This window comes from Kocuria sp. PD6 (assembly GCF_031844145.1).
GTDB classification, from domain to species: Bacteria; Actinomycetota; Actinomycetes; order Actinomycetales; family Micrococcaceae; genus Kocuria; species Kocuria marina.
Genome location: NZ_JAUZUS010000008.1, coordinates 121,456 through 133,283, shown reverse-complemented (window position 1 = coordinate 133,283; position 11,828 = coordinate 121,456). Strand labels below are relative to the sequence as shown.

At 69.1% G+C, this 11,828-nt stretch carries 11 protein-coding genes; 8 read left to right on the top strand and 3 right to left on the bottom strand.

Translation table 11 applies throughout. The features are described 5' to 3' along the window. Positions 1-34 precede the first annotated feature (34 nt). Together Q9R22_RS09340 and Q9R22_RS09335 are read left to right on the top strand one after the other, a co-directional pair. Complete coding sequence (locus tag Q9R22_RS09340) at positions 35-1,300, top strand: hypothetical protein (protein ID WP_131332996.1); 1,266 nt, start codon at positions 35-37, stop codon at positions 1,298-1,300. 188 nt (positions 1,301-1,488) lie between these two features. Beyond that, positions 1,489-2,229, top strand: coding sequence for a polyprenol monophosphomannose synthase (locus Q9R22_RS09335; RefSeq protein ID WP_131332995.1), 741 nt, complete (start codon positions 1,489-1,491; stop codon positions 2,227-2,229). A 165-nt stretch (positions 2,230-2,394) separates the two neighbouring features. Here the strand turns inward: Q9R22_RS09335 and Q9R22_RS09330 are convergent, their stop codons facing one another. From Q9R22_RS09330 to Q9R22_RS09320, 3 genes are all read right to left on the bottom strand, one after another. Beyond that, a complete protein-coding gene (locus Q9R22_RS09330) occupies positions 2,395-2,730 on the bottom strand; it encodes an RNA polymerase-binding protein RbpA (RefSeq protein ID WP_035961581.1) in 336 nt (111 codons plus the stop codon). Between the two features lie 118 nt (positions 2,731-2,848). Continuing rightward, entirely contained in the window at positions 2,849-4,069 is a 1,221-nt protein-coding gene (locus Q9R22_RS09325; protein ID WP_242670424.1) for an SPFH domain-containing protein, read from the bottom strand. A gap of 50 nt (positions 4,070-4,119) precedes the next feature. Further along, a complete protein-coding gene (locus Q9R22_RS09320; RefSeq protein WP_131332994.1) occupies positions 4,120-4,611 on the bottom strand; it encodes an NfeD family protein in 492 nt (163 codons plus the stop codon). 336 nt (positions 4,612-4,947) lie between these two features. Here Q9R22_RS09320 and Q9R22_RS09315 point away from each other — a divergent pair, with 336 nt between their 5' ends. The 6 genes from Q9R22_RS09315 to Q9R22_RS09290 all read left to right on the top strand — a co-directional run bounded on the left by Q9R22_RS09315 (position 4,948) and on the right by Q9R22_RS09290 (position 11,824). Continuing rightward, the gene (locus Q9R22_RS09315) at positions 4,948-5,844 is read left to right on the top strand and encodes a DUF2382 domain-containing protein (RefSeq protein ID WP_131332993.1); all 897 of its coding nucleotides are present in this window, start codon (positions 4,948-4,950) and stop codon (positions 5,842-5,844) included. A 321-nt stretch (positions 5,845-6,165) separates the two neighbouring features. Then, on the top strand, positions 6,166-8,298 hold the full coding sequence (thrS, locus tag Q9R22_RS09310; RefSeq protein WP_131332992.1) for a threonine--tRNA ligase: 2,133 nt from the start codon (positions 6,166-6,168) through the stop codon (positions 8,296-8,298). Further along, the gene (locus tag Q9R22_RS09305) at positions 8,295-8,870 is read left to right on the top strand and encodes an HIT domain-containing protein (protein ID WP_098055462.1); all 576 of its coding nucleotides are present in this window, start codon (positions 8,295-8,297) and stop codon (positions 8,868-8,870) included. The genes thrS and Q9R22_RS09305 overlap by 4 nt, the downstream gene beginning before the upstream one ends. 51 nt (positions 8,871-8,921) lie before the next feature. Further along, complete coding sequence (locus Q9R22_RS09300) at positions 8,922-10,235, top strand: Mur ligase family protein (RefSeq protein ID WP_131332991.1); 1,314 nt, start codon at positions 8,922-8,924, stop codon at positions 10,233-10,235. Positions 10,236-10,244: 9 nt separating this feature from the next. Next, the gene (locus tag Q9R22_RS09295; protein WP_131332990.1) at positions 10,245-10,976 is read left to right on the top strand and encodes a type 1 glutamine amidotransferase; all 732 of its coding nucleotides are present in this window, start codon (positions 10,245-10,247) and stop codon (positions 10,974-10,976) included. Positions 10,977-11,062: 86 nt separating this feature from the next. Further along, positions 11,063-11,824, top strand: a complete 762-nt coding sequence (locus Q9R22_RS09290; protein ID WP_064846326.1) for a YebC/PmpR family DNA-binding transcriptional regulator — start codon at positions 11,063-11,065, stop codon at positions 11,822-11,824. Positions 11,825-11,828 lie beyond the last annotated feature (4 nt).

Genomic DNA, 11,828 nt, shown 5'->3' with positions numbered 1-11,828 from the left:
CGGGGGTTCCGCAGGCCCGGTCGGAGGGAATCACGTGAAGTCAGAACAACAAGCCGTGCGGGTGTGGATCAACGGATCGGTGTACTCGCCCGCTGACCCGTTCGCCACCGCCATCCTCCTGGACGGCGCGACCGTGGCGTGGGTCGGTTCCGACGACGCCGCCCGGGCCATGGCCGGCGCGGACGTCACCCCGGGAGACCTGCGGGCCGCGGTGGTCACCCCCGCGTTCGTCGCCCACCACCGAGTAATCGGGTCCGGGCAGCTTCCGCGCGCCGAGCACGGCTACGGAGCCGTGGAACTGGTGAGCTCGGACCCCGACGCGCTCGACGCCGCGACGCGGGAGGTCCGCGCGGACGGGCTGCACGCCCTGCCGATCCTGGTGCGCCGCGCGCGGGACACCGACGAGCTCGACCCCTCGGCACTGCCGTCGCCCGCCCTGGGGTTCGACGCCGCTCCGTTCGGTGATCCTGCTGCTCTGGCCGATGCCGCGCGGGAGCACCTCGTGGCATGCACGCGAGTGGGGCTGCAAGCGGTGCTCGTTCTGCCCCCGTCCGGGGACGGCGCGTCGGAGAGTGGCTCGTTCGGGGACGACCCGTCCGGAAGCCGACCGTCCGGGAACGAGTTGTCCGGGAGCGACGCCTCCGGCAACGACCGCCCCGAGGACGATCCGGACGAGACCGCGGGGGAGGACGAGGCGTCGACGGAAGATGCGTCGTCGTCGTCGGGGGATCCCCGCGTTGACGCGTTGCTGGACGCCGCGGACGCCGCCGCGGAGGAACTCGGCGGCCGGGCGTTCCATGCGCGGGGGCACCGGATCGTGGGCGTCGAACAGTTGTCCGAGGCCCAGTGCGAACACCTGGCCGATCTGGCGATCACCGTCTCGTGCGTGCCCGGACGGGCGCCGCTGCGGGACCTGTCCCGTGCCGGTGTGCCCGTGACGCTCATGACCGACGACCCCGATCCGTGGACCGCCGTCAAGGCGGCCCTCGAGGCACCCGACGAGCACCTGCGCACCTCCGCGCGCGCTGCGTTCCTGGCTCTGACCCGCGGGGTGTGGCGCGCTCACCGCGGGGGCACACCCCTCGCGGGGCAGCTCGCACCGGGCGCGGAGGCCACGCTCGCGGTGTGGGACGCCGAATCCGTCATGGTGCAACAGGCCCAGGGCACGGGCGCGTCGTGGAGCACGGACCCGCGGGCGCGCACGCCCGTCCTGCCCGCGCTCGACGATTCCCGCTTGCCGCGGTGCGAGGCCACCGTGGTGGCCGGGACGCTCGTAAGCGGCGCGGAACCGCGCCCGTGACGTAGCGTTTTCATCTTGGTCCTGATCGCCCCTGACGTTAGACTGAGTTCTTACTGCCGGGTGGGTTCATCCGTCCTTAGAAAACAGCGCGCGCCCTTCGGGCCGCTCTGGTCCGAAGGCGGATGGGCCCGCCCAGTGGTCTGTCCGGGCTCGGGTGCCCGGCTACCAGCGGCATGAAAGGACGCCCGGTGCGAGTTCTCACCATCATCCCCACGTACAACGAACGTGAATCGTTGCCCACGGTCATCAAGCGGCTGCGCGCCGCCGTGCCGGACGCCCACGTGCTGGTCGCCGACGACAACAGCCCGGACGGTACCGGTGACATGGCCGATGCCATGGCCGAGCGGGACGGCAACATCCACGTCCTGCACCGACCCGCCAAGGAGGGCCTGGGGCCTGCGTACCTGGCCGGTTTCGCGTGGGGTCTCGAGCGCGACTACGACGTCCTCGTGGAGATGGACGCGGACTGCTCCCACCAGCCCGAGCAGTTGCCGTTGCTGCTCGACGCCGTGGAGCAGGGCGCGGACATGGCCATCGGTTCGCGCTACGTCCCGGGTGGGCGCACCGAGAACTGGCCACTGCAGCGACAGCTGATCTCGCGCGGTGGCAACATCTACTCGCGTGTCCTGCTGGGCACGTCCATCCACGACATCACGGGTGGCTTCCGCGCCTACCGGGACACCACGTTGCGGGCCCTGGACCTGGACTCGGTCCGCTCGCGCGGCTACTGCTTCCAGATCGACCTCGCGTGGCGCGCCGAGCGCCTGGGGCTGAAGATCGTGGAGGTGCCCATCACGTTCGTCGAACGCGAGGAGGGTGCGTCCAAGATGAGCAACGACGTCACCGTGGAGGCCGCCACGAGCGTGGCCAAGTGGGGCCTCACGGCCCGTGCGCGCACGCTCGCCGGGAAGCTGGGCCTGGGCCGCTGACCGGGCCGCTGCTCCGTGCCCGGCCGGCTCGCGGGTCGATTCGAGCCACCGCGCCGGCATCGGCTCGCGCGCACCTGCTGTTCGTCCAACGGAACGACCCCCGCCCATCGGGCGGGGGTCGTTCCGTCGGTGTGTCGGCGGTCGATCACCGACCGCCCGGGGGAATCAGAGGGCGTGCTGCTCCTTGTAGAACGCCAGCCGCTGCTCGAGGGTCTGCTCGAGTTCTTCCATGCTGCGCCGCTCCAGGAGCATGTCCCAGTGGGAGCGCTGGTGCTTCTCGTTGGGGTTCTCGGGCTTCTCACCGTTGACCAGGATGGCTTCCTGGCCGGTCTTGGTGGTCCACACCGGGGGGATCTCCGCCTCCGCCGCGAACATCACGGACACGGACTCGCCGTCCGCGGTGCGGTATTCCACGCGCTGACGCGGCGCGGGCTCCACCCCGGCCTCGGTTTCCATGGACTGGGAGCCCAGGCGCATCCCTCGTAGGCTGCGATCACTCACGCGACGATCCTTCCCGACGTACTTTTTCGTGGGCCGCGGGACGACGACGCTGCGGTGCGTTCACACCCGGCGTCCCGTCCTCGCGGGCCCACCCTTCGTTCCCCAGCGTAACGGGGAGTCAGCGGGATTCATTCCCCGGATCGGTCTCGGGGGCCTCCGGGCGGGCGCGCCGGGGCAACGAGCCGGACTCGGCATCCGTCCCGGTGGTGCCGGCGGTCGTGGGTTCCGAGTCCGTGACCGGCAGGTTGACCTCGTCCACGTGGGGATCGGCGGCCTCCTGGGCGATCGGGGACGTGTAGGGCGAATCCGGCATCTCGAACTCGCTCGGGTCCGTCAAGGTGAGGTCCGGTTCCAGGTCCTTCTCGGTGACCTTGACGGTCTCGTGCTCCACGATGGGGGCGCTCTCCGGCAGGTCCGGTGCCACGGGGGCCTCGTCCTCGTACTCGTCGTCCTCGGGGCCGTCCGACGCGCCGGGGTTGAGGTAGGAACCCACACCGCGCAGCGCGGTGCTCAGCTCGGCGGGGATCATCCACACCTTGTTGGCCGTGCCCTCGGCGACCTTGGGCAGGGTCTGGATGTACTGGTACGCCAACAGCTTCTGGGTGGGGCGGGCGCGGTGGATCGAGTCGAATACCTTGGAGATGGCCTGCGCCTCACCGTCCGCGCGCAGGATCGCGGCCTTCGCGTCACCCTCCGCGGAGAGCACGGCGGCCTGACGTTCACCCTCGGCGGTGAGGATCTGGGACTGCTTCTCGCCCTCGGCGGTGAGGATCGCGGCGCGGCGGTCACGCTCGGCGCGCATCTGCTTCTCCATGGAGTCCTGGATGGACGGCGGGGGAGTGATCTCCTTGATGTCCACGCGGGAGATCCGGATGCCCCAGCGCCCGGTCGTGGAATCCAGTACGCCGCGCAGCTCCGCGTTGATCTTGTCGCGGGAGGTCAAGGTCTCCTCGAGGTTCAACCCACCCACCACGTTACGCAGCGTGGCGCTCGTGAGCTCGTCCACGGCCTGGATGTAATTGGTGATCTCGTACGTGGCGGCGCGGGGATCAGTAACCTGGAAATAGACCACGGTGTCGATGCCCACGACCAGGTTGTCCTCGGTGATCACGGACTGGGCGGGGAACGGCACGACCTGTTCGCGCAGGTCGATCAGGGGCAGCAACCGGTCGATGAAGGGGATGAGGAAGTGCAGCCCGGGATTGAGGGTGGACTGGTACTTGCCCAGTCGCTCCACGATGCCCGCGCGCGACTGCGGGACGATCCGCACCGCTTTGATAAGGGCGATGACCGCGGCGAGCACCACCACGGCCAACAGGACGATGATGACGATGGACATGGGGTCCTTTCAGTGGGGGTTCGGCGGTGCGCCGGGGCGCTCGTCCGGGGTCAGGGTCGGACGCCGCGCCCGGGGTTGGTCTGCGTGGGCACCGGGGCCACGTCCGCGACGACCGCGGTGGCCCCCTCGATGCGGTGGACGTAGGCGGTGCTACCCGCGGGCAGGGCGGCGGCCGTGGCGGTGCGGGCGGTCCAGATGTCCCCCTCCAGGCGCACCAGGCCGCTGTGCTGGCTCACGGGCTCCAGCGCCATGCACCGCAGCCCGATGAGGCGATCGGTGTTGGAGCGGGTCGTGGGCGTGGACCTGTTGAGACGTCGCAGGGCGATCGGGCGGATTAAGAAGATCAGCAGCACCGACACCAGCGCGAACATCACCACCTGCGCGGTGAAACTGTCCACGACCAGGCTCACGCCGGTGGTGACCAGGGCGGCGAGCGACATCATGAGAAAGAGGAAGTCCAGGGTGAGCATCTCGATGGCTGCGAGCACCAGCATCACGATCAGCCACAGGATCCAGGGATTGTTGACCAGTGCGTCCCACACGGTGCGGCTCCGTCCTCGTCCGGTGTCGTCGGTTCTCGGATGCCCCGGTGCGAGCCCGGGGGTCCATCTCACGTGGTCCAGCCCATTGTGCCCTACGACACCGACGTGATCCCGCAGGCCCCACGCCAGTGTCGCTGGTAATCACATGCCGCGGCGCTCCCGCGGCAACGGCGCGCCGGTTTCCCCGTGAGAGAAACGTGCGGGAAATCAGTGGCGCGTCACTACGTGGGTCGTAATATGGGTCACGAAGCCAGACCACACACCCATTGCGGGTGCGGCGGCCTACGGCGCACAAACCGTGCGCCGGCAGCAGAGACTTACTGAGGAGTTAATGCGATGACCACGTTCGACGTGAATGCAATTCTGTCCAGCACGGCCTACGGTTCCGACGGTGACAAGATCGGCAAGGTCGAGCAGGTCTTCCTGGACGACAACTCGGGCGAGCCGACGTTCCTGACCGTCAACACCGGTCTGTTCGGCGCCAAGGAGAACTTCGTTCCTGTGAAGGGCGCTCGTCAGGACGGCGACCGTGTGGTCCTGCCCTACACCAAGGACGTCATCAAGGACGCTCCGAAGGTCGACGCCGACCAGCACCTCTCCCCGGCCGAGGAAGAGGAGCTGTACCGCTACTACGAGCTGAACTACAACGACGACCGTACCGCGGGCACCGATCGTGATCGCACCACCGCTGTCGCTGGTACCGCGGGTGTCGCCGGCACCGCGGCCGCCGACCGCGATGTCGCCGACCGCGATGTCGCCGATCGCGATGTTGCCGATCGTGACCGCGACGCCGTGGACCAGGACCGCCGCGACGTCGCCGCGACCGCCGGTGACGAGGCCTCCGTGGTCCGCCACGAGGAGCGCCTCAACGTGGGCACGCAGGAGCGCGAGGCCGGCCACGCCCGCCTGCGCAAGTACGTCGTGACCGACCACGAGACCGTGGACGTCCCCGTCGAGCGCGAAGAGGTCACCGTCGAGCGCACGCCGATCAACGACACGAACACTCGCGTGGACAACGGCACCATTGGTGAGGAAGAGGTGGACGTGACCCTGCACGAGGAGCGTCCCGTCGTCCAGAAGGAAGCCGTGGCCGTGGAAGAGGTCGGGCTGAACAAGCAGACCGTCCAGGAGACCCAGCGCGTCGAGGCCGACGTCCGCAAGGAACAGGTCGATGTCGAGACCGACGTCGATCGTGGTGACCTCGGCCGTGACGGCGAAGCTCCCCGCCGCTGATCCGCGGCGCGCGGCTGACGCCGTGTGAGCACTGACGGTTGTACCCCGGGTTCCGGCCCGGGGTACAGCCATGTCCGGGTACAACCGCGCCGGGGCACGCCCGCGTCCACGCACCGCGCTGTCGTGGAGGCGGCCGGCTCGGTCGGAGAGGTGCGGTCCGCACGGACGCGGCCCCGCAGCGGCGTCGTGCCCGTCTTCGTGGCGGCGGGGCCGGGGCGGTAGCATCAATGAGGTCGTCGGCGCGTCCAGCGCGCGAGTCCTGCACGACGGCCCGCCCCCGGTACGGGCGGGCGCACCCAAGATCTGACGAGGAGAAACACCATGACGGATGCCACTTCCCTGCGGTTGACGGTGGACGGCGAGTCACGCACCGTGGACCAGGGCACCACGGCCGCGGAGCTGTACAGCGAGCAGCGCGACGTCGTGGTGGCGCACGTCAACGGTGAGCTCAAGGACCTCGCGACCGAGCTGCGGGACGGGGACACCGTGGAGCGCGTGCTGATCGGTGACCCCGAGGGCCTCGAGGTGCTGCGCCATTCCACGGCCCACGTGATGGCCCAGGCCGTGCAGGAGCTGCGCCCGGACGCGAAACTGGGGATCGGGCCCTATATCACGGACGGGTTCTACTTCGACTTCGACGTCGAGGAGCCGTTCACCCCGGACGATCTGAAGAAGCTCGAGAAGTCGATGCTCAAGATCGTGAACAAGAACCAGATCTTCCGCCGGCGCAGCGTGAGCGAGGACGCTGCCCGGGCGGAGATGGCGGACGAGCCGTACAAGCTCGAACTCATCGACCTGGCCGGCGGTCCCGGCTCCGGTGCCATGGACGAGTCCGCGGAGGGTGCCTCGGTGGAGGTGGCCGCCGGTGACCTCACGATCTACGACAACCTGGACCGTAAGAGCGGGGACGTGGTGTGGCGGGACCTGTGCCGCGGCCCGCACCTGCCGGACACCAAGCACATCGGCAACGGCTACGCGCTGATGCGTTCGGCCGCCGCGTACTGGCGCGGGAGCGAGAAGAACAAGCAGCTGCAGCGGATCTACGGCACGGCATGGCCCACCAAGGACGAACTGCGCGAGTACAAGGAACGATTGGCAGAGGCCGAGCGCCGCGACCACCGCAAGCTGGGTGTGGAACTGGACCTGTTCTCCTTCCCGGACGAACTGGGTTCCGGGCTGCCGGTGTTCCACCCCAAGGGCGGGATCATCCGCAAGGAGATGGAGGACTACTCCCGCGAGCGCCACGCCCAGGCTGGGTACGAGTTCGTCTACACGCCCCACATCACCAAGGGTCATCTCTACGAGGTCTCGGGTCACCTGGACTGGTACCGGGACGGGATGTTCCCTCCCATGCACGTGGACGAGGAGCGCGACCCGGCCACGGGTGAGCTGACCAAACCGGGCCAGGACTACTACCTCAAGCCCATGAACTGCCCCATGCACAACCTGATCTACCGCTCCCGGGGCCGTTCCTACCGGGAACTGCCGCTGCGGTTGTTCGAGTTCGGTGCGGTCTACCGCTACGAGAAGTCCGGTGTGATCCACGGCCTCACGCGTGTGCGTGGGATGACGCAGGACGACGCCCACATCTACTGCACGCGTGAGCAGATGAAGGACGAGCTGACCAGCACACTGAACTTCGTGCTGTCCCTGCTCAAGGACTACGGTCTGGACGACTTCTACCTGGAGCTGTCCACCAAGGACCCGGAGAAATTCGTGGGTTCGGACGAGATCTGGGACGAGGCCACCCGCACCCTGCAGGAGGTCGCCCAGGACTCGGGGCTCCAGCTCGTACCGGATCCCGGGGGAGCGGCGTTCTACGGTCCGAAGATCTCCGTGCAGGCGCGGGACGCGATCGGGCGCACATGGCAGATGTCCACGATCCAGCTCGACTTCAACCTCCCCGAGCGCTTCGACCTCGAATACCAGGCGTCGGACGGCACCCGGCGTCGGCCCGTGATGATCCACCGGGCCCTGTTCGGGTCCGTGGAGCGGTTCATGGGCGTGCTCACCGAGCACTACGCGGGGGCGTTCCCGGTGTGGCTGTCGCCCACCCAGGTCCGGGCGATCCCCGTGGCGGACGCCTTCGACGACTACCTCGACGAGTTCGCTCAGGCCTTGCGCGAACGCGGCGTACGTGTGGAGGTGGACACGTCCTCGGACCGGTTCCCCAAGAAGATCCGTACGGCCTCCAAGGACAAGATCCCGTTCGTCGTGATCGCCGGGGGCGACGACGCCGAGGCCGGTACCGTCTCGTTCCGCTTCCGCGATGGCTCGCAGTACAACGGAGTGTCCCAGCAGGACGCGGTGGAACTGATCACGGGCCACATCGATCGGCGTCAGAACGCAGACCCCACGGCGCCCGCGCAGGACACCCCGGAGGCCCCGGCCGCAGGGGACGGCGCCGTCGCGGCCGACACCGCGGCGGGTGACGCGGCGTCGGGACAGTCGTGAGCGCCCCGGACGCCGCGGCGTCGGACGGGGAGGGCGTGAGCCGGGACGAGTTCGAACTGCCCGGCGACCCGGACGGTTTCCAACGGCTGTGGACCCCGCACCGGTTGGCGTACGTGCGCGGGGAGGAGACGTCTGTGGAGCAGCCTCCGGGCTGCCCGTTCTGCACCGCGCCGGGCCGCTCGGACGAGGACGCGCTGATCGTCCACCGCGGGGAGCACTGCTTCGCGGTGCTCAACCTCTTCCCGTACAACCCGGGCCACGTGCTCGTGTGCCCGTACCGCCACGTGGCGGATCTCACGGAGCTCACGGACGACGAACTGTGGGAGCTCAACACGCTGACCCGCACCGTGGTCCTCGTGATCCGGGACGTCGCCAGCCCCGCGGCGTTCAATGTGGGACTCAACCTGGGCCAGGCCGCCGGCGGTTCACTGTCCGAGCACCTGCACCAACACGTGGTCCCGCGCTGGACGGGGGACGCGAACTTCATGCCCGTCGTCGCCCACACCAAACCCCTCATCCAGACCCTGGCGGCCACGCGCGAGGACATCGCCCGCGCGTGGCCCCGGGGCTGACCCCCGCGGGCCCCGGACCGCCCCGCCGGGCGAATCCGCCCGCTCACTAGGATGGAGACCATGTCCCGACCACTCGTACGTGTCCTCGGCCAGGGGGTGCGCTGGGCGTCGAGCCTGCGCGGCGGTGGCTCCGCCTTTCCCGGCCTGGTCATGGAGAAACTGCATCCCGGGTTCGTCGCGGAGGAGCTCGCCAAGCTGCCACTCGGCGTGGTGGTGATCAGCGGCACCAACGGCAAGACCACCACGACCAAGATGACCGTCCAGTTGTTGCGTTCACAAGGACTGCGCGTGTTCACCAATCGCACGGGCTCCAACTTCGTGCGCGGTGTCGCGGCGTCCCTGCTCGCGGAGATGGACGCGTTCGGTCGGCTCGTGGCGGACGTCGCGGTGCTTGAGCTGGACGAGGCCCACGCGGTGCACTTCGTGAAGCAGGTCCGGCCCCGGATCTCGCTGTTGCTCAATGTAATGCGGGACCAGCTCGACCGGTTCGGGGAGATCGACACCACGCGCCGGATGCTGAGCCAGGTCGCGCGCGCCACCACGGGCACGGTTGTGCTCAACCGCGAGGACCCTCGGATCGCGAGCCTCGCCCAGGACGTGACCGAGGGCACCGCCGTGAGCTGGTTCGGGCTCTCGGACGCACTGCGCCCCATGTTCCCGTCCGACGACGACATGCGTGACGGGCTACGGCAGGTGGACCCCGGCGCCCAGGACTCGCACGTGCCGTCCGCGCGTCGGCCCGACGCCGACGTCGTGCTCGAGGCCGTGAACGCGCGCAGCGTGGAACTCGACGTGCGCGGGCGCAAGCACGACGCCACGGTGGACCTGTACGGCGTCTACAACCAGTACAATGCCGCGGCCGCCCTCGCCACGAGCCTGCAGGTGCTCGGTGACGCCGCGGACGTCCCCTCCCTCGTGGCCGAACTGGGGAAGGTCACCCCGGCGTTCGGTCGCGGGGAGACCATCACGGTCCAGGACAAGCCCCTGCAGTTGCTGCTCGTGAAGAACCCCGCGGGCTTCCGGCTCTCCCTGGCCTCGGCCTCCGCGCAGGACTACGCCACGATGATCGCGATCAACGACCAGTACGCGGACGGCCGGGACGTCTCGTGGCTGTGGGACGTGGACTTCGACGCGCTGCGCGACGGCGGCGTGGACATGGTCTCGGGCGTGCGCGCGTGGGACATGGCGCTGCGCCTGGACTACGACCTCGTGCGCGTGGCCGCGGTGGAACCGGACCTCGAGGACGCGCTACGCCGGTTCATCGCGGACTCGGGGGAGCGCCCCATGAGAATCTTCTGCACGTACACGGCCATGCTCTCCCTGCGCAGGATCCTGGGCGACATGACGCACGTGACGGCCATCTAGGAGGACACCGTGGCACACGACACCGCCGGGGCGCTGCGCATCGTGCAGCTCTACCCCCGGGACATGAACATCTACGGCGACTGGGGCAACACACTCACACTCAAGCGCCGCGCCGAACGCCGCGGCCTCGAGACCGAGATCGTGGACTACAACCCCGGCGACCCGTGGCCCGAGAACGCCGACCTCTTCGTGGGCGGCGGAGGACAGGACTCGGGACAGTTCCGCGTGGCCGACGACCTCGCCGTGGTGGCACCGCGACTGCACGAGGCCGTGGCCCGAGGCGTGCCCATGCTCGCGATCTGCGGGCTCTACCAGCTCTTCGGGCACAGTTTCCGCACGGGGGCCGGGGAGACACTGTCCGGGATCGGGATCTTCGACCTCGAGACGGTGGCCGGTCCGGAACGGCTGATCGGCAACATCGTGACCGATTCCGCGGACCTGGGCACGATCGTCGGCTACGAGAACCACTCGGGGCTCACCCACCTGGGCGCCGGGCAACAACCCCTCGCGAGTGTCGTCTCGGGGGCCGGCAACAACGGGCAGGACGCCACGGAGGGTGCGCGCACCGCGAACGTGCTGGGCAGCTACCTGCATGGGTCGCTGCTGCCCAAGAACCCGCGCGTCGCGGACTTCCTGCTCGCGGCGGCGCTCGAGCTGCGCGGCGAGACCCTGCCGGAGGGGGAACTCGACGACACGCTCGCCCAGCGCGCCCGCGACGTCGCCGCGTCGCGCCCGCGCTGACGGGCCACGCCCCGCGCTCGTTATCATGGAGGTCGATCCGTGTCCGGCCCGCAGGGGCCGGACGCATTCTTTCGAGGAGGTCATTCATGTCAGGTCACTCCAAGTGGGCCACGACCAAGCACAAGAAGGCGGCGATCGACGCCAAGCGCGCCAAGGCGTTCGCCAAGTACATCAAGGGGATCGAGGTCGCGGCCCGCATGGGCGGCGCGGACACCTCGGGTAACCCCGCGCTCGAACTGGCGGTCTCCAAGGCCAAGAAGAACTCGGTGCCCAACGACAACATCGACCGCGCGATCAAGCGCGGCGCCGGGCTCACGGGCGAGACGATCGACTACACCGAGATCCTCTACGAGGCCCGCGGCCCGCAAGGCACCGCGCTGTACATCGAGTGCCTCACGGACAACAAGAACCGCGCGGCCTCCGAGGTGCGCGTGGCCGTGACCCGCCACGGCGGCACCATGGCGGACTCCGGTTCCGTGGCGTACCTGTTCGAGCGCAAGGGCGTGGTGGAGGTCGCCAAGACGGACGGTCTCACCGAGGACGACGTCCTGATGGCCGTGCTCGACGCCGGCGCCGAGGAAGTGCTCGACGAGTCCGACGACTTCGAGGTGGTCAGCGAGGCGACCGACCTGCCCGCGATCCGCACCGCCCTGGACGAGGCCGGTCTCGAGTACAACAACGACGACCCCCAGTTCCGCCCCACCATGAAGGTGGACCTGGACGCCGAGGGCGCCCGCAAGTTCCTCAAGCTCGCGGACGCGGTCGAGGAGCTCGACGACGTGCAGAACGTCTACTCGAACGCCAACATCCCGGCCGAGGTCATGGCCGTGCTCGAGGACGACGAGTAATTCC

Coding starts and splice junctions, on each gene's coding strand:
- Q9R22_RS09300 (WP_131332991.1), top strand. CDS start 8,922: ATGGAGACCATGTCCCGACCACTCGTACGTGTCCTCGGCCAGGGGGTG.
- Q9R22_RS09290 (WP_064846326.1), top strand. CDS start 11,063: ATGTCAGGTCACTCCAAGTGGGCCACGACCAAGCACAAGAAGGCGGCG.
- thrS (WP_131332992.1), top strand. CDS start 6,166: ATGACGGATGCCACTTCCCTGCGGTTGACGGTGGACGGCGAGTCACGC.
- Q9R22_RS09325 (WP_242670424.1), bottom strand. CDS start 4,069: ATGTCCATCGTCATCATCGTCCTGTTGGCCGTGGTGGTGCTCGCCGCG.
- Q9R22_RS09315 (WP_131332993.1), top strand. CDS start 4,948: ATGACCACGTTCGACGTGAATGCAATTCTGTCCAGCACGGCCTACGGT.